The following is a 16,754-nucleotide window of genomic DNA, read 5'->3' on the forward strand; positions in this document are numbered from 1 at the left end:
CCTGGTGCGGGGCCCCGGCCGTTCGCCGTCCGCCGCCGGCGCGCCGCGGCGGATCAGGCGGAAGCCAGGTCCCGGACGCCGGCGGCCGCGCCGTGCGCCGCCATCCGCTCGGCCGCCAGCGCCATCGCCGCGGCGTCGTCCCGGGAGGTGGCCACCGCCAGGGCGTTCCCGGCGAGGGTGTGGGCGCGCTGCTGGAGGGCCGGTATGCGGGACGGGTCGCCGCCGTCGGTGGGCTCGGCGCGCAGCGGGTAGTGGCCGCTCAGCCGCGCGACCTGCTCGGCGATGCGGTCGGCGGCGGCGGTCAGCGCCGCGCGGTCCGGCGCCGCGCCGTCCGGGCCCGCGGCGTCGGGCGCGTGGCCCTCGCGCGGCGCCAGGGCGCGCAGTTCATCGGTGACGGTGAGCAGCGCGGTCAGCTGTCCGGCGAGCCGGATGTCCAGCTCCTCCTCGCGGGAGCGGTGCGGAAAGTCCGGGGCGGCGGCCATGGTGTGGACCGACTTGGTGCGGATCGGCTCGTACATGGAGGGCCTCCTGCAAACACCTGGAACGACGTGCCGGGAATCCGGGCACACCTCGCAACGTCTAGGAGGCCATCCTAGCTTAGACCTTGTCTAAAGTTGTGATCCGTACAGGAAGTCGCTCCGGTTCAGTACTGTCCGTAACCGTCGAGGAAGGTGCCGATGCGGGTCACGGCATCCGTCAGGTCGTCGGCGCTGGGCAGCGTGACCAGGCGGAAGTGGTCCGGCTCCGGCCAGTTGAAGCCCGTGCCGTGGACGATCATGATCTTCTCGGCGCGCAGCAGGTCCAGCACCATCCGCCGGTCGTCCTTGACCTTGTAGACCTTCGGATCCAGCCGCGGGAAGGCGTACAGCGCACCCTTCGGCTTGACGCAGCTGACGCCCGGGATCTGGGTCAGCAGCTCGTAGGCCGTATCGCGCTGCTCGCGCAGCCGGCCGCCGGGCAGCACCAGGTCGTTGATCGACTGGCGGCCGCCGAGGGCCGTGGCGACGGCGTGCTGGGCCGGCATATTGGCGCACAGCCGCATATTGGCCAGGATCGTCAGGCCCTCGATGTACGAGGAGGCGTGCGCCTTGGGGCCGCAGACCGCCATCCAGCCGCTGCGGTAGCCCGCGACCCGGTACGCCTTGGACAGGCCGTTGAAGGTCAGGGTCAGCAGATCGGGCGCGAGCGAGGCGAACGGGGTGTGGGTGGCGCCGTCGTAGAGGATCTTGTCGTAGATCTCGTCGGCGCAGACGATCAGATTGTGGCGGCGGGCGATCTCCGCGATGCCGCGCAGCAGCTCGTCGTCGTATACGGCACCCGTGGGGTTGTTGGGGTTGATGACGACGATGGCCTTGGTGCGGTCGCTGACCTTGCGCTCGATATCGGCCAGGTCCGGCATCCAGTCCGCCTGCTCGTCGCAGCGGTAGTGCACCGCGGTGCCGCCGGAGAGCGAGACCGACGCCGTCCAGAGGGGATAGTCGGGAGCGGGGACGAGCACCTCGTCGCCGTCGTCCAGCAGCGCCTGCATCGACATCTGGATCAGCTCGGAGACGCCGTTGCCCAGATAGATGTCGTCGACCGACAGCTCGATGCCCTTGGTCTGGTAGTGCTGCATCACCGCGCGGCGGGCGGAGAGCAGGCCCTTGGCGTCGCCGTAGCCGTGCGCCGTACCGACCGACCGGAGGATGTCCTCCAGGATCTCGGGCGGGCACTCGAAGCCGAACGCCGCCGGGTTGCCCGTGTTGAGCTTGAGGATGCGGTGTCCCGCCGCCTCCAGCCGCATGGCCTCCTCGAGCACCGGGCCACGGATTTCGTAGCAGACGCCTGAGAGCTTCGTTGACTGGATCACCTGCATGTCCGCCACTTTACGGGCGTGTATCGGCAGCCGCCGGGTGTTTTTCCCCACCTTGATGAGCGCATGGTGTGGAGTTGCTCACGTGGGGTGAGGAACGGGCGCGGACGGCCCTCGGGCCGCGTACTGATTCCGTCGGGACCCCGCCGGGTTCAGCGTCCGGCGCGCCCGGGTGTCCGCCGCACCGCCCGGCCCGCCAGCACATCCGTCCGCCGGCCGTCCTCGATCACGAACCGGCCGTCGATCAGGACGTGCGGGATGCCCGTCGGCAGGGTGCGCGGGGCCTCGTACGTCGAGCCGGCCGCGACCGTGTCCGGGTCGAAGAGGACCAGGTCGGCGCGGTGGCCCTCGCGGACCAGGCCGCGGTCGGGGAGGCGGAGGCGGGCGGCGGGGCGGGAGGTCAGATGAGCGACGCACTCCTCCAGGGACAGCACGCCCAGGTCGCGGACGTACCTGCCGAGGTACTGCGGGAAGGTGCCGTACGCGCGCGGATGCGGCTTGTCGCCCTGGAGGATGCCGTCGCTGCCGCCGGTGTGGACGCGGTGGCGCATGATCCGGCGGACGTTGTCCTCGTGTCCGACGTGCTGGAGGATCGTCGGGCCGAGGCGGTCGGCGATCAGGAGGCGGCGGGCGGTGACCCAGGGTTGTTCGCCGCGTTCGGCGGCGCTGCGGGCGAGGGTCTTGCCGACGCAGTCCGCCAGGCCCGGATCCGCGACGCCGGAGATCTCGATGGTGTCCCAGTCGATCGGCACTCCGTGGCAGCCGTCGGCGCCCTCCACCTCCATGACGTGCCGGATGCGTTCGGCCGTCGCGTCGTCCCGGAGGCGGGCCAGGACCGCGTCCGGGCCGCCCTCGCCGGCCCAGCTGGGGAGCATCGCCACGAGGGTGGTGCAGCCGGGGGTGTAGGGGTAGGTGTCGAGGGAGATGTCGGCGCCCGCGTCGAGGGCCGCGTCCAGGAGGGCCAGCAGCTCGGGCGCGCGGCCCTTGTTGACGCCGAAGTTCATGGTGGCGTGGGCGAGGTGGAGGGCGCAGCCGGCCTCGCGGGTGAGGGCGATCATCTCCTCGTACGCCTGGAGGGCGCCCGCCCCGTAGGAGCGGTGGTGCGGGCAGTAGTAGCCGTCGTAGCGGGCCACCATCCGGCACAGTTCGGTCAGTTCCGCGTCCGAGGCGTACATGCCGGGGGTGTAGGTCAGGCCGGAGGAGAGGCCGACGGCGCCCTGTTCCAGGCCCTCGGCGACCAGTTGTTTCATCCGCGCGAGCTCGTCGGGGGTGGCATCGCGGTCGGCCCAGCCCAGGGCGAGCATCCGGACGGTGCCCTGGGGGATGAGGTAGGCGGCGTTGACGGCGATGCCCCGGCCGTCGAAGCCGTGGTCGAGGCGGTCGAGGTACTCGCCGACCGTGCGCCAGCTGAAGTCGACGGTCCCGTCCGCCGGGCCCCCGCCGTTCCAGCCGGTGATCTGGGCGCGGACCTCGGCGAGGGTGCGGTCGTCGACCGGCGCGTACGACAGGCCGTCCTGGCCGAGGACTTCGAGGGTGACGCCCTGGGCGGCCTTGGCCTCGTGCGCGGGGTCGCGGAGCAGCGCGAGGTCGCTGTGGGCGTGCATGTCGATGAAGCCGGGGGAGAGGGCGAGCCCGTCGGCCGCCACGACGCGGGCGGCGTCGGGGCGCGGGCCGCCGGTCCCCGCGCGGTGGATCTCGGCGATCCGGCCGGCGTCCAGGGCGACATCGGCGCGGTAGGACGGGCCGCCGGAGCCGTCGATGACGCGGACGTCGCGGAACACGGTGTCCATGGCTGGGTCGCCTTTCTCACGGCGTGCCGTTGCTTTTCGGCGCGGGGCCGGCGGCGCGCGCCGCGGGGGATCGGCGCGCGCCGCCGGGGTCGGGAGGGATACGGGGCCGGCGGGGCTAGAAGAAGGTGCGGATGAAGTCCGTGACCGTGCCGTCGGCCTCGACCAGCGGGATCAGCTGCCACTTGTCGAAGGACGTACAGGGGTGGGACAGGCCCAGGCCGACCCAGTCGCCCACCTCCAGGTCGCCGGCGTGCTCGGTCGTCACCCAGGCGTGCTGGTCGGACAGCCCGGTGACGGTGATGCCGTCCGCGCGGCGCTCGGTGCCGTCCCGGCCGGACCGTACGACCTGGGCCTGCGGGAGGTCGAGGTCGTACGCCGCGTCCCGCTTGCCCGCGTTGAGGAATGCCTGCTGCGGGGTGGGGCGGGAGACGACCTGCGCCCAGAGGCGGAAGGCGGGCTGGAGGGCGCCCTCCTCCGGGATGCGGTTGAAGGGGGTCAGGCGGCGGTAGTGGGCGTCGTCGTGCGAGACATAGGCGCCCGAGCGGAGGAGTTTGAGGACCGGGGCGGACAGGTCGGGGATCTCCTCGAAGACCTCGGCGACCGCGTCGAACCAGGCGCTGCCGCCCGCGCTGACCACGATCCGGTCGAGGTCGGCGAACCGGCCCGCCTTGTCGAACTCCACGGCCAGCGCGACCAGTCGGCGCAGCCAGGCGGTCACCCGCTCCGTGCTCGCGTCCGGGACCTCGCCCTCGTAACCGGCGACGCCGACCAGCCGGAGGGTGTCCACGCCCGCGATGGCATCGGCCAGTTCCAGGCATTCGGCCTCGGTGCGGACGCCGGTACGGGCGCCCTCGCCGGCGCCCAGCTCGATGACGACGTCCACCGGGCGGGTGGCCCCCGCCTCGCGCAGCGCGATGTCCATCAGCTCGATGCCGCGCAGCGAGTCGACGTAACAGATGAAGCGGAAATCGGGGTCGGCGGCCAGCTCGGCGGCGAGCCAGCGCAGCGCGGGCGCGTCGACGACCTCGTTGGCGAGGAAGATCTGCCGGATGCCGTAGCTGCGGTAGACGCGGGCCTGGTGGGGGACGGCGGCGGTGATGCCCCAGGCGCCGTGCTCGATCTGGCGGGCGAAGAGCTGCGGGGCCATGGAGGTCTTGCCGTGCGGGGCGAAGGCCAGGCCGTGCCGGGTGGCGTAGGTCTCCATCAGGGCGAGGTTGTGCTCGACCGACTCGGCGGACAGGGCGAGCACGGGGGTGGTGAAGCCGTCGGTGAAGAGGTTGCGGCGTTCGGCGGCCAGCTCGCCGACGGTGCGGCCCTCGGCGTCCGGAGGGAGCGCCTTGAAGCGGTGATCGACGCGTTCCGCCGCGAGTCCCTCGAGTCCCTGCGCGAGCCGCTCGACGGCCATGGGGCCTCCTCTGAAGATCGTGTGGCATTAAGCGTTGCATTCTTTGCAACGGTCATTGCGTATGACGCTTACAGCTGTCTAACATCCGGGCCATCACCCGGTCAATGGTGAGAAACCCGGTGGGAAACCTGGTGATGAAACCGTGTGAAACCGGCGCGGACCCCGGCGGGGAACGGCCGGAACACGGGCCGCGCGGACACCACAGCGAAGGAGCACAGCCGATCGTGACCAGGCCCTCGAACGTCAGCGGCACCGCCGCCCCGGACGGCAGGACCGTCCCGGACGTCGATGTCGTCTGCCTCGGCGAGTCCATGGTCACCTTCCTGCCCACCACAGCGGGACGGCTCGCCGATGTCCCCGCCTTCGAGCGCGCCATCGGCGGCGCGGAGTCCAATGTGGCGTGCATGCTGGCCGCCGCCGGACACACCGCGAAATGGGTCAGCCGGGTCGGCGCCGACGGATTCGGCGATCACCTCGTGGCCGCCATCGGCGCGTACGGGGTCGACACCACCGCCGTACGCCGCGACCCCGCCCGCCCCACCGGCATCTACTTCCGCACGGCCGGCGACCGCGCCACCGACGCCCACGAGGTCGCCTACTACCGGGCCGGGTCCGCCGCCTCCGCGCTGTCCACGGCCAACACCGACCGGGCAGCGCTGCGCTCCGGACGCCTCCTGCACCTGTCCGGCATCACGGCCGCGCTCTCCGCCGGCTGCCTGGACCTGATGCGCTCCCTCACGGACGCGGCCACCGGGGCGGACGGCGTCTCCTTCGACGTCAACCACCGCCCCGGCCTCTGGCGCGACCCCGCCGACGCGCGCGTCCTGCTCGACCTCGCGCGCGGCGCCGACCTCGTCTTCGTCGGCGAGGACGAGGCCGCCGACGCCTGGGGCGTCACCGGCGGCCCCGACGCGATCCGCGCCGCCCTGCCCGAGCCACAGCTCCTCGTCGTCAAGCGGGGCGCCGACGGCGCGATCGCCTACGACAGCAGGGGCCGCCGCCACGAGGAGCCCGCGCCCCGCGTCGACGTCGTCGCGGCCGTCGGCGCCGGTGACGCCTTCGCCGCCGGGTTCCTCTCCGCCACCCTGCGCGGGCTCCCCGTCAGCCAACGCCTGCGCCACGGCCACCTCATGGCCGCCGCCGCCCTCACCGTCCCCGGCGACCTCGCGGTGCCCGCGGCCCGGTACCGCGCCGACCGCCTTGCCGCCCTCGACGACGACGCCTGGGGGACACTGCACCTCGGCCCCGGCTGGACGACAGCCACGGCGGCCGTGGACCAGGAGGTAGGTACACCGTGAGCGAGCGCAGCGAGGCAACCATGGAGAGGCGGGTCCCTGGCGAAGGCGGGGACGGGCGAAGCGAGGCACGAACATGAGTCAGACCGTCGACCGGGCGCTGAGCATCCTCCCGCTGCTCGCCGAGGGACCCGCCGACCTGGGACAGGTCGCCGACCGCCTCGGCGTCCACAAGTCCACGGCCCTGCGGTTGCTGCGCACCCTCACCGAGCACGGCCTCGTCTACCGCCAGCCCGACCAGCGCTACCGCCTCGGCACCCGCCTCTTCGCGCTCGCCCAGCAGGCAGTCGAGAGCCTCGACGTACGCGACATCGCCCACCCCCACCTCGTCGGACTCAACGAGAAATGCGGACACACCGTCCACCTCGCGGTCTACGAGGAGAACGAGGTCCTCTACATCGACAAGGTCGAGAGCCGCTACCCCGTCCGGATGTACTCCCGGATCGGCAAGCCCGTCGCGATCACCGTCGCCGCGGTCGCCAAGCTGCTCCTCGCCGACCTGCCCGAACCCGAGCGCCGCGCCCTCGCGGAAAGACTCGAATACCCCCTCTACACGTCCCGTTCGACGCCCAACGCCACGGCCTTCCTCGCCGAACTGGCCAAGGTGCGCGAACAGGGCTGGGCCACCGACCTCGGTGGCCACGAGGAGTCCATCAACTGCGTCGGCGCCCCCATCCGCGGCGCGGACGGCCGCCTGGTCGCCGCCATGTCGGTCTCCGCGCCGAACGTCGTCGTCAGCGCCGAGGAACTCCTCACCCTTCTCCCGCTGGTACGCCGCACCGCCGACGCGATCAGCCGGGAGTACTCCGGTACCGCAATCCCCCAGCCCCCAGCCGGCCCGTCAAAGGAAGCCTGAAGGAACCCCATGACCGAGAAGACCGCCCTCACCCCGGCCACCCACACCACCCCGCCCGCGAAGTTCTCCCACGGCGTCAAGAAGGGCAACATCCTCCAGGTCGCCGGCCAGGTCGGCTTCCTGCCCGCCGTCGAGGGCCAGGCCCCCACCCCGGCCGGCCCCACCCTGCGCGAGCAGACCCTCCAGACCCTCGCCAACGTCCGGGCCATCCTCGAAGAGGGCGGCGCCACCTGGGACGACGCGATGATGATCCGCGTCTACCTCACCGACGTGGACCACTTCGCCGAGATGAACGCGATCTACAACGCCTACTTCGAGGAGCAGGGCCTCAAGGAGGCGCCGGCCGCCCGGACGACGGTCTACGTCGGTCTGCCCAAGGGCCTGCTCATCGAGATCGACGCCCTCGCGGTCCTGAGCTGAGCCACCGCCCGTGCCCTTAGAACACCCGCACCACCAGCCGCACGGCGCGGCGCCCCGTACCGACGGGTCGCCGTGCCGCGGTCCGCCCTACCTGGAAACATCCTGCTGTCCGACATCGGAGTCCGACCATGTTCCTCGCCGCCACGACCGCCACGGCCGCCACCCCGGCCACCCCGCCACCACCACCCCACACCGGTGGCCTGCTCGCCCTGATACCGGGCACCGCGGGCCTGCTGACGGTCGCGGCCCTGGGCATCGCGCTGCTCCTCGTCCTGATCATCAAGGTCAGGCTGCAGCCCTTCGTCGCGCTGCTGTCGGTGTCCATCGTGGTCGGCCTGGCCGCCGGCCTCTCCGTCACCGAACTCTTCGGCACGGTCCAGAAGTCCGACGCCGTCTCGATGATCGAGACCGGCATGGGCGGCATCCTCGGCCATGTCGCCATCATCATCGGCCTGGGCACCATGCTCGGCGCGATACTCGAAGTCTCCGGCGGCGCCGAGGTGTTGAGCGCCCGCCTGCTCCGCCTCTTCGGCGAGCGGCGCGCCCCGCTGGCCATGGGCCTGACCGGCCTGATCTTCGGCATCCCGGTCTTCTTCGACGTCGGCATCTTCGTCCTGGCCCCGATCGTCTACGCGGCGGCGAAGAGGTCCGGCAAGTCGATCCTCCTCTACTGCATGCCACTGCTCGCGGGTCTCTCCATGACCCACGCCTTCCTGCCCCCGCACCCCGGCCCGGTCGCCGCCGCCGGCCTCCTCAAGGTCGACCTCGGCTGGGTCATCCTCATGGGCATCGTCTGCGGCATCCCCGCCGTGCTGGCCGCCTGGGGCTACGCCGCCTGGATCGGCAAGCGCCTCTTCGTCCCCGTACCGCAGGACATGGTCGAGGCAGCCGAGGAGGCCAGGGCCACCGTCGCCGCAGAGCGGTCCGGCGGAGCAGCGGCCGCGGGCCCGGGGAAGGGCGGCGCGCCCCAGGAGAAGCCGGTCCCCCTCGCCACCGTCCTCGCCATCATCGGCACGCCCCTGGTCCTCATCCTCCTGGCGACCTTCTCCTCCATCGCCCTGGCCCCCTCCACCGCCCGCTCGGTCATCGAGTTCTTCGGCCACCCCTTCGTCGCCCTGACGATCGCCCTGCTGCTCGCCTACTACCTCCTGGGCATCCGCCGCGGCTGGTCCCGCAAGTCCCTGGAGGCCGTCTCCACGGCGTCGTTGAAGCCGGTGGGCAACATCATCCTGGTCGTCGGCGCCGGCGGAATCTTCGGCGCCGTCCTCAAGGGCAGCGGCGTCGCCACGGCGCTGTCCGACACCTTCCACAACGTCGGCCTGCCGGTCATCGTGCTGGCCTATCTGCTGTCGCTGGTGCTGCGGGTCGCCCAGGGCTCGGCGACGGTCGCCATCGTGACGACCGCCGGCATCGTGCTGCCGCTGGTGGAGGGGAAGGGCATGTCCCAGGCCGCCCTGGCGCTGATCATCATGGCGATTTCGGCGGGCTCGATCTTCGCCTCGCATGTCAATGACGGAGGGTTCTGGATGGTCTCGAAGTACTTCGGCATCTCGGAGCGGGATACGCTCAAGTCCTGGACGGTTCTGGAGTCGGTCCTGTCCGTCGCGGGCTTCGCGGTCGCCGCGGTGCTGAGCATCTTCGTCTAGCGCGGGACACCGCTACGCGGTCCGTACGTACGGCGAGGGGGCGCCCGGCATCGACACCGAGCCGGGCGCCCCTCGCTCCGTCAGCCGCGGGTTCGGCCGCCCTTGCAGTACTGCTGCTCCTTGCCGATCGCCCGGTACGGGCAGTCCGCCGTCTCCAGCAGCTGGAGCACCGCGTCCTTGTTGCGCGCGGTCTCCTTCGGGATCACCGAATCCTTCGGGTAGAAGCCGCCGGACCCGGCCGAGGACGGATACATCTCAAAGGTGTAGGCGAAGACCTTCTGGTCGCCCCACAGCCAGTCGTCGATCGCGCCGTCGGTGATGTAGAGCTCGCTGGACTGCTCGGGGGTGTAGCCGTTGCTCGCGGCCATCTTCTTGCCGATGGCGGCGAAGGTGTCGTGCTCGTCCTGGGTCATGCCGGGGCCGGTCTCGTCGTTGGTGAAGCCGAAGGGCCACAGGACGAGTTCGCTGTACGTGTGGAAGTCGATGGCGGCCTTGATCTGCTGCTTGCCGCCGACGTTGCGGCTGTGGACGAACTTCGAGACCACCTGGACCTCGGGGGCGGAGGCCGCCGACGGGCCGCGGTAGGTCTCGTCGCCCGGGTCGTCGGAGGAGCCGTTGCAGCAGCCCCATTTGAAGTCCCAGTTGCGGTTGAGGTCGGTGCCGACCTCGTTGCTTCCGGCGTTGGGCTGGCGGTTCTTGCGCCAGCTCTGGAACTTCCCGGTGGCGATGTCGTACTCGCCGCCGTCCGGGTTCAGATCGGGGATGATCCAGATCTCGCGGGAGTCGAGCATCTTGGTGATGCGGTCGTCCGAGCCGTACTTCCCGGTGAATTCATTGAGGAGGTAGAGGGCCATCTCGACGGTGAGATGTTCCCGGGCGTGCTGGTGGGCGGTGAAGAGGACCTCTGGCTCGTTCTCGTCCTTGGTGACGTTCTTGCTGAGCTTGAGGGCGAGGATGTCGCGGCCCTCGTGGGACTTGCCGATGACCTGCTTGCTGAGGATGGCCGGGTACTTGGCGACGAGAGCGTCGATCTCCTTCGTGGCCTCGTCGTAGGTGTGGTAGTTCGCGTAGCCGGCCGGGAAGTCCTTGATCCGGCCGGAGGCGGCCGGAGCGTTCGGCGGATCGGGCAACTTCCGCAGGGAATAGCCGAGTTGGCGGACGAGGGCGGCCTGGGCGCGGTCCGCGGTGATGACCACGGCGCGGCCGTGGACCTCGTCGACGGAGGCGCCGGTCGCGGTCAGGGCGGTGCGCTCGGCCGGGGTGGCGGGGCCGGACACCTCGTACTGGTGCGGGAGTTCGGCGGTCCGGGCGGCCCGGGCCGACGGTGGGGCGCCGGAGGGGGAGGCCTGGGCCTGCGTGGCCGCGATGGGTGCGGCGAGCGCGAGAGAGAGGGCGGCGGCGAGGACGGTGGTCCGTCCGCCGCGTATGCGTCGGGGTCGCATGCGGTCTCCTGTGGGGTGTGAGGCGAAGCGACGCCGCCAGTGTTGAGGGTTGGCATGGGCGGGTCAAGGCGTAGGGCGGCCGGATATGGGGGCGGCGCGAAGGCGTTGAATCCGGCAAGTTGCCATCGATTCACGGAAATTCATTGCCTGGGAACGTTCCGCGGCCAACAATGCGCACGACAAAGCCGAAGGGCCGTGACGAGTGAGGTGACGGGCCTTCGGCACCGAAGCTGAGAGGACCCCCACATGAACCGACCTCTCGTCGGCACCCTGGCCACGGCCGTTCTGGGAGCCGCAACCCTGGTGACAGGCATGGCCGGTACGGCCGGTGCCGCACCCCAGGTCCACCACCAGCAGCCGCAGCACCACAAGACCAAGGCCGTCACCTTCGCCGGCACGGTCGCGCTGAGCAACTGCTCCGGTTCGGTCGTCAAGATGCCGACCTCGCAGGAGAACGACCACGCCCTGGTGATGTCCAACGGGCACTGCCTGGAGAGCGGAATGCCGGGCGCGGGCGAGGTCATCGTCGACCAGCCGTCCAGCCGCAGCTTCACCCTGCTCGACAAGTCGGCCGGTTCGCTCGGCACGATCAAGGCCACCAAGGTCGCGTACGCGACGATGACCGATACCGATGTGTCGCTGTACGAAACGAGCTCGACCTACGCCCAGATCGAGCAGAAGTACGGCATCAAGCCGCTGGAGCTGGCCACCGAGCACCCGGCCAAGGGCGCCGGGATCAGCGTGGTCTCCGGGTACTGGAAGAAGATCTACTCCTGCAATGTCGACGGGTTCGTGCCGCAGCTCAAGGAGGGCGACTGGACCTGGAAGGACTCCGTCCGCTACACGCCGGAGTGCAAGACCATCGGCGGGACGTCCGGGTCGCCGGTGATCGACACCACCAGCGGCAAGGTCGCGGCGATCAACAACACGGGTAACGAAGACGGCGAGAAGTGCACCGTCAACAACCCGTGCGAGGTCGACGAGAACGGCAATGTCACGGTCCACAAGGGCATCAACTACGCCCAGGAGACGTACGGGATACCGAAGTGCTTCGGGGTCGGCAACAAGCTTGACCTGAGCGCGGAGGGATGCGAGCTGCCCAAGCCCGCGGCCACCCGCCGGTAGGAGCGCGCACGCAGTACGCCAGGTCCCGTGCATGCGGTGCACGGGACCTGGCTGTGGGGGGTGGCGCCGGGGCCCGGCGGGCCGGGCCGGTTACGGAAGCCCGTGGACGTGCCCGCCCACCTGGCTCGCGAAGGCATTGCCGTTCGCGGCGTCCCAGTTCGTCGACCAGGTCATCGCGCCGCGCAGGCCCGGATAGGTCTTCGACGGCTTGAAGGAGCCGCAACCGGTGCCCTGGGTGAGGCAGTCCAGGGCGGCGTTGACGACGTCCGGCGCCACATATCCGCTGCCGGCCGCGCGGGAGGAGGCCGGTACGCCGATGCCGACCTGGGACGGGTCGAGGCCGCCTTCCAGCTGGATACAGGCGAGCGAGGTCAGGAAGTCCACCGAGCCCTGGGCGTAGACCTTGCCGTCGCAGCCGTTCATCGAACCGCTGTTGTAGTACTGCATGTTGACGACGGTCAGGAAGTCCTTGATGCCGAGGGCCGTCTTGAAGTACTCGTTCGCCGGTGACTGCATATCGATGGTCTGCGGGGCCATGGTCACCACGACATCGCCGTGCGCGGCGTGCACGGCCTTGAGCGCCTGCGTCATGTACGTCGAATTGAGGCCATTTTCCAGGTCGATGTCGACACCGTTGAAGCCGTACTCGTCCATCAGCTTGTTGACCGAGTCGGCGAAGTTCTTGGCGGAGGCGTCGTCATTGACGGACACCGAGCCCTTTTCGCCGCCCACGGAGACGACGACTGACTTTCCGGCCGCCTGCTTGGCCTTGATGTCCGCCTTGAAGTCGTCGACGGAGCCGTACCCGACGGCCGGGTCGAGGTGGAAGGTGACGGCGCCGGGCTCGCCGGTCGCGTCGGCGAAGGAGACGGCGATGATGTCGTAGGCGTCGTTGACGTCCTTCAGCTTCTGGACGGTGGCGCCGTTGTTGAAGTTCTGCCAGTAGCCGGTGACGGCGTGTTTCGGTACGGCGGCGGAGTCCGCGGCGGGGGCGGCCGTGCTGATGGGGGCCGTCCCCGCCGACACCAGGACGGCCGCGGCCAGCCCCGTCAGCAGCCTTTTCGCCAGTGTTCTTCTTGCCGTGCCGGAAGGTGCGCGTACCACGACTGCCTCCGTGTGGGGGGAAGTTGAGGGGTGGTGCCGGAACGCGCTCAGGGGCCCCTGGGCTTGCCGTACAACGTGGTCCAGACCAATGGGCCTGTCAAGGGTTTTTCAAGAGTTCGGGCGGAAGCGGAAGTTCCCCCATCGGTTGCCCGGCCGGTATGTGCCGTTTCCCTCCCGGCCCGCCGTCATGACGAGTAGCCCAGAACGTGTTCTCTGGGGCGTATCTCGTGGATAAAGTGCTGAGCGTATGGCGCCGATGGCGCAGAGCTGTGCCGATCCGCGGTCCCGGACCTCCGGCGGCCGCTAGGAGTGGGGGAGCGACGTGCCGACCGCGATTGCAGTCACCAGCCCTGACCTCGCACTGCCCGCCAACCGGCAGACCCCCGCCGCCGTCGTCCTCAAGGCCCCGCATCTCCAGCCGCTGGACGACGCCCTGACGGAGACCGCCGCCGTACTGGAGCACCACGGCCACCTCGTCGTGCTCTACTCCTCCGCCTGTCCGCCCGAACACATCCGCCGGCTGCACACCCTGCGCGCCGTCCTCGAAAGCGACCGGATCGCCATCCTGCCGCTGACCCTGCCGCCGCTGGGGGTGGCGGTGCTCGCCCGCCAGCTGCGGCAGTTGTCGCTGTGCGACTTCAGCCCGGGGCTGCTGGCCTGCGCGGCGCGGCTGCTGGCGCACTACGTACACGCCGGCGCCCTGCTGGGCAGCGTCAGCGGCCTGGACCGGGTCGAGGTGGACCTGCGCTCCCATATGAAGTCCTGGCTGCCCGGCGCGCACTTCGCGGTGCTCGCCAACCCCGAGGCGCGGCTGCAGCACCTGGACCGCCACAGCACCGAGGCCGGGCTGCCGGCGCCCGGGTTCGCCACCCAGCTCGCGGTCGCGCGCGGCCAGCTCACCGGTGAGTGGGTCACCCGGTCGCTCGCCCCGGCCTGGCAGGTGCAGGGCGCGTACGAGGAGCGGCTGCCGGCCGAGTCCGCCCGGTGGTGGGGCACCCCGAAGCTGATCGAGTTCGCGGCGTCCATCGCGGACCCCTCGGTGCTCTACCAGCTGGTGGCGTCCGTACGGCGCGAGGAGTGCCGCTGGTGCGCGCGCGAACTCATCGGCGACCGGTGCGCGTTCTGCGCGACGCCGGTGGCACGGGAGCGGGCCGCGGGTGGCGGCGGGCGGGAACCCGCCGCGATAGCGGGGCCGCAGCGCGCCGGCTCCGGCACGGCGGACGCCTCCGCCGGGGCGCCGTGCCCGGCCGCGGCCCCTGCGGCCACCGCCGTTGCGATGCCCGCCCCCGGGCCCGCCGCCCCTGAGCCCGCCACCCCTGGGCATGCCACCCCTGCGCCGGCCGCCCCCGAACACGCCCCGCCGCCCCCGGTAGACCCCCCGCCGCCCCCGTCCCCGCTGAGCCGGCGCGGCCTCTCCCCGGTGGCGCCGTCCGGAGTCCCGGGCGTACGGGACGCCGCCCCAGGCCAGTTGGACGTACGCGGACCGGGCGTGCCGAACGGCCCGGCTCCCGGCGCCCACGGCCGCTGGGACCTCCCCGGCCACCCCGACTTCCCCGGCACGGCCCGGACGGTGGCCCGCGTGCGCTGACCCGACCGCGGCCCCCGGCCCGCCCCGCCGACCGACCGTTACACCCCCGTCCCCCGATCGAGGTCCCACCCCCATGAACTCACGCCAGCGCCGCGGAGTGATCCTGCTGCTCGTGTCGGCCCTCTGTGCGATCGGCGCATTCATCGGCGTGCTGTCGGTGATCAAGAACGTCGAGTCCAAGGTCGGGCCGGAGAAGACGGCGTACCGGCTGAAGGCGGACGTCGCCGCCTATAAAGCGCTGGATCCGGGGCAGTTCGAAAAGGTGAAGATGCCCCAGCGATGGCTGCCGCCGACCGCCGTGACCGACCTCGACCGGGTCAGCGGCAAGATCGCGGTGACCCCGCTGAAGAAGGGCTCGCTGCTCCAGGAGGACATGGTCGTCGACCGGCCGGCGCTGAAGCCCGGGCAGCAGGAGATCGCCATCATGATCGACGCCGCCACCGGCGTGGCCGGGAAGATCAACCCCGGCTCGCGGGTGAACATCTACGCCACCTTCGAGGGCAAGCGCCCCGAGGACAAGCCGGTCTCCAAGGTCATCGTCGCCGGCGCCCAGGTCATCGACGTCGGCAAGCTGACGCCCCTGGAGGCGCGGGACCCCGGCGACACCACCACCAACCGCCAGGCGGGCGAGGCCGTCCCGATCACCTTCGCGCTGAACACCCGCGACGCCCAGCGGGTGGCGTACGCCGAATCCTTCGCCTCCCACGTACGGCTCGCCCTGCTCGCCCCCGGCAGCGACGCGACCATCCCGCCCGGCGAGCGCACCTACACCCTCGACGGCGACAAGTGACCCGGAGGCACAGGTGACCATCCGCATCCTCCCCGCAGTCGGCGACCCCGACGCCGCACGCATCGTCTCCTCGCTGCTCAGCCAGCTGCCGGACGCCGAACCCGCGCCCGTCGTCGCCGACTCCACGGCGCTGCTCGGCGCCCTGGCCGAGGCCTCCGGAGCCGGCGCCCGGCCCGCCGGCCCCACCGGCGGCCGCGGCCCGGCGCCCGCCGTCGAGGGACTGCCCGAAGTCGTCCTCGTCCACGAGCGGATCGGCCCGCTGCCCGCCCTGGAGCTGATCCGCGAGGTGGCGCTGCGCTTCCCGGCCGTCGGCGTCGTACTGATCACGACGGACGCCGGTCCGGCGCTGTTCTCCGCGGCGATGGACGCCGGCGCCCGCGGCATCGTCGGACTGCCGCTCGGGTACGAGGAACTGACGGCCCGGGTGCAGGCCGCCGCCCAGTGGTCGGCGGGCGTACGGGTCCACCTGGGGGGAAGCCCGGATGCGGCCCCCGGACCCGCCGGGACGCTGGTGACGGTGACCGGCGCCAAGGGCGGCGTCGGCACGACCGTCACCGCCGTCCAGCTGGCGCTGGCCGCGCACGCCGCGGGCCGCCGCGTCGCCCTGGTGGACATGGACCTCCAGTCCGGCGATGTCGCCTCCTATCTGGACGTCCAGTTCCGCCGCTCCCTCGTCGACCTCGCCGGCATCGAGGACATCTCCGTACGGGTCCTCCAGGACGCGGTGCACGACCACCACACCGGGCTGGGCCTGCTGCTGGCCCCGGAGGAGGGCGAGCGCGGCGAGGAGGTCGACGACCGGGCCGCCCGGCAGATCGTCACCGCGCTGCGCTCCCGCTACGAAGTCGTGGTCATCGACTGCGGCTCACAGATGCAGTCCGCGAACGCCGCGGCCGTCGAACTCGCCGATGTGGCGCTGCTGGTGACCACCCCGGACGTGGTGGCCGTGCGCGCCGCCAAGCGGCAGGTGCGGCTGTGGGACCGCCTCCAGATCCGCAAGGCGGCGGACACCACGACGCTGGTCAACCGCCTCACCCGCAGCACGGAGATCCAGCCGCCGCTGGTCGCCAAGGCCACCGGCACCCAGATGGCCAGGACGGCCGTCCCCGCCGCCTTCAAGGAGCTCCAGCCCTGCGTCGACGCGGGCCGGATGCAGGACCTGGACGCCCGCTCGACCATCAAGCAGGCGCTCTGGGCGCTCGCCGCCGAACTGGGCCTGGTCGACTCGCCGGCCGCACGCCAGGGCCGGGGCGGCCAGCGCGGGCGGACGGCGCTGACCGGGCGCAAGCGCAAGGCGATCACCGCGGGGGCGGCTCCCGGACCGGGGACGGGCCAGTTCCCGGCGCAGGCTCCCGGCCCCGGGCCCAGGTTCGGGGCACGGCGCGGCTCCTCGGCGGCGGCCGGCGGCACGGGGCCGTTCGGCCCGTACGAGGAGGGCTGA

General features: G+C 71.5%; 14 protein-coding genes. 8 read left to right on the forward strand and 6 right to left on the reverse strand.

The window, feature by feature from the left end; all coding sequences use genetic code 11:
* Positions 1-53: 53 nt before the first annotated feature.
* The 4 genes from ACIRPT_RS17370 to ACIRPT_RS17385 form a co-directional block, all read right to left on the reverse strand.
* Positions 54-518 (reverse strand): hypothetical protein, encoded by a 465-nt coding sequence (locus ACIRPT_RS17370; RefSeq protein WP_403827816.1) that lies wholly within the window; start codon positions 516-518, stop codon positions 54-56.
* 125 nt (positions 519-643) lie between these two features.
* Positions 644-1,855 (reverse strand): pyridoxal phosphate-dependent aminotransferase, encoded by a 1,212-nt coding sequence (locus tag ACIRPT_RS17375; RefSeq protein WP_403827818.1) that lies wholly within the window; start codon positions 1,853-1,855, stop codon positions 644-646.
* A 149-nt stretch (positions 1,856-2,004) separates the two neighbouring features.
* Positions 2,005-3,642 (reverse strand): amidohydrolase family protein, encoded by a 1,638-nt coding sequence (locus ACIRPT_RS17380; protein ID WP_403827820.1) that lies wholly within the window; start codon positions 3,640-3,642, stop codon positions 2,005-2,007.
* 115 nt (positions 3,643-3,757) lie between these two features.
* Complete coding sequence (locus ACIRPT_RS17385; protein WP_403827822.1) at positions 3,758-5,047, reverse strand: amino acid deaminase; 1,290 nt, start codon at positions 5,045-5,047, stop codon at positions 3,758-3,760.
* 311 nt (positions 5,048-5,358) lie between these two features.
* Here ACIRPT_RS17385 and ACIRPT_RS17390 point away from each other — a divergent pair, with 311 nt between their 5' ends.
* The 4 genes from ACIRPT_RS17390 to ACIRPT_RS17405 all read left to right on the forward strand — a co-directional run bounded on the left by ACIRPT_RS17390 (position 5,359) and on the right by ACIRPT_RS17405 (position 9,264).
* Positions 5,359-6,345: a sugar kinase gene (locus tag ACIRPT_RS17390; protein WP_403827964.1), complete on the forward strand. Its 987-nt coding sequence runs from the start codon at positions 5,359-5,361 to the stop codon at positions 6,343-6,345.
* A gap of 73 nt (positions 6,346-6,418) precedes the next feature.
* Positions 6,419-7,198 carry an IclR family transcriptional regulator gene (locus ACIRPT_RS17395; RefSeq protein ID WP_403827824.1) on the forward strand — a complete coding sequence of 260 codons (780 nt, stop codon included), beginning with the start codon at positions 6,419-6,421 and terminating at the stop codon, positions 7,196-7,198.
* A 9-nt stretch (positions 7,199-7,207) separates the two neighbouring features.
* Entirely contained in the window at positions 7,208-7,618 is a 411-nt protein-coding gene (locus tag ACIRPT_RS17400) for a RidA family protein (protein WP_403827826.1), read from the forward strand.
* Between the two features lie 128 nt (positions 7,619-7,746).
* Complete coding sequence (locus ACIRPT_RS17405; protein ID WP_403827828.1) at positions 7,747-9,264, forward strand: GntP family permease; 1,518 nt, start codon at positions 7,747-7,749, stop codon at positions 9,262-9,264.
* Between the two features lie 80 nt (positions 9,265-9,344).
* Here the strand turns inward: ACIRPT_RS17405 and ACIRPT_RS17410 are convergent, their stop codons facing one another.
* Positions 9,345-10,706 (reverse strand): M14 family metallopeptidase, encoded by a 1,362-nt coding sequence (locus ACIRPT_RS17410; RefSeq protein ID WP_403827830.1) that lies wholly within the window; start codon positions 10,704-10,706, stop codon positions 9,345-9,347.
* A gap of 246 nt (positions 10,707-10,952) precedes the next feature.
* On the opposite strand from ACIRPT_RS17410, the gene ACIRPT_RS17415 reads away from it, so the two are divergent.
* Positions 10,953-11,831 carry a serine protease gene (locus ACIRPT_RS17415; protein ID WP_403827832.1) on the forward strand — a complete coding sequence of 293 codons (879 nt, stop codon included), beginning with the start codon at positions 10,953-10,955 and terminating at the stop codon, positions 11,829-11,831.
* Positions 11,832-11,921: 90 nt separating this feature from the next.
* On the opposite strand, the gene ACIRPT_RS17420 is transcribed toward ACIRPT_RS17415, so the two are convergent.
* Positions 11,922-12,935, reverse strand: a complete 1,014-nt coding sequence (locus ACIRPT_RS17420) for a chitinase (protein ID WP_403827834.1) — start codon at positions 12,933-12,935, stop codon at positions 11,922-11,924.
* A gap of 322 nt (positions 12,936-13,257) precedes the next feature.
* Here ACIRPT_RS17420 and ACIRPT_RS17425 point away from each other — a divergent pair, with 322 nt between their 5' ends.
* The 3 genes from ACIRPT_RS17425 to ACIRPT_RS17435 all read left to right on the forward strand — a co-directional run bounded on the left by ACIRPT_RS17425 (position 13,258) and on the right by ACIRPT_RS17435 (position 16,754).
* On the forward strand, positions 13,258-14,523 hold the full coding sequence (locus ACIRPT_RS17425; protein ID WP_403827836.1) for a hypothetical protein: 1,266 nt from the start codon (positions 13,258-13,260) through the stop codon (positions 14,521-14,523).
* Positions 14,524-14,596: 73 nt separating this feature from the next.
* Positions 14,597-15,313, forward strand: a complete 717-nt coding sequence (gene cpaB, locus ACIRPT_RS17430) for a Flp pilus assembly protein CpaB (protein WP_403827838.1) — start codon at positions 14,597-14,599, stop codon at positions 15,311-15,313.
* Between the two features lie 13 nt (positions 15,314-15,326).
* Positions 15,327-16,754 carry a CpaE family protein gene (locus tag ACIRPT_RS17435; protein ID WP_403827840.1) on the forward strand — a complete coding sequence of 476 codons (1,428 nt, stop codon included), beginning with the start codon at positions 15,327-15,329 and terminating at the stop codon, positions 16,752-16,754.

This window comes from Streptomyces sp. NPDC101227, assembly GCF_044767545.1.
Taxonomy (GTDB): domain Bacteria; phylum Actinomycetota; class Actinomycetes; order Streptomycetales; family Streptomycetaceae; genus Streptomyces.

Excerpts from the sequence above, each read along its gene's own strand:
- ACIRPT_RS17370 (WP_403827816.1), bottom strand. The coding sequence starts at position 518 with ATGTACGAGCCGATCCGCACCAAGTCGGTCCACACCATGGCCGCCGCC.
- ACIRPT_RS17375 (WP_403827818.1), bottom strand. The coding sequence starts at position 1,855 with ATGCAGGTGATCCAGTCAACGAAGCTCTCAGGCGTCTGCTACGAAATC.
- ACIRPT_RS17380 (WP_403827820.1), bottom strand. The coding sequence starts at position 3,642 with ATGGACACCGTGTTCCGCGACGTCCGCGTCATCGACGGCTCCGGCGGC.
- ACIRPT_RS17385 (WP_403827822.1), bottom strand. The coding sequence starts at position 5,047 with ATGGCCGTCGAGCGGCTCGCGCAGGGACTCGAGGGACTCGCGGCGGAA.
- ACIRPT_RS17390 (WP_403827964.1), top strand. The coding sequence starts at position 5,359 with ATGGTCACCTTCCTGCCCACCACAGCGGGACGGCTCGCCGATGTCCCC.
- ACIRPT_RS17395 (WP_403827824.1), top strand. The coding sequence starts at position 6,419 with ATGAGTCAGACCGTCGACCGGGCGCTGAGCATCCTCCCGCTGCTCGCC.
- ACIRPT_RS17400 (WP_403827826.1), top strand. The coding sequence starts at position 7,208 with ATGACCGAGAAGACCGCCCTCACCCCGGCCACCCACACCACCCCGCCC.
- ACIRPT_RS17405 (WP_403827828.1), top strand. The coding sequence starts at position 7,747 with ATGTTCCTCGCCGCCACGACCGCCACGGCCGCCACCCCGGCCACCCCG.
- ACIRPT_RS17410 (WP_403827830.1), bottom strand. The coding sequence starts at position 10,706 with ATGCGACCCCGACGCATACGCGGCGGACGGACCACCGTCCTCGCCGCC.
- ACIRPT_RS17415 (WP_403827832.1), top strand. The coding sequence starts at position 10,953 with ATGAACCGACCTCTCGTCGGCACCCTGGCCACGGCCGTTCTGGGAGCC.
- cpaB (WP_403827838.1), top strand. The coding sequence starts at position 14,597 with ATGAACTCACGCCAGCGCCGCGGAGTGATCCTGCTGCTCGTGTCGGCC.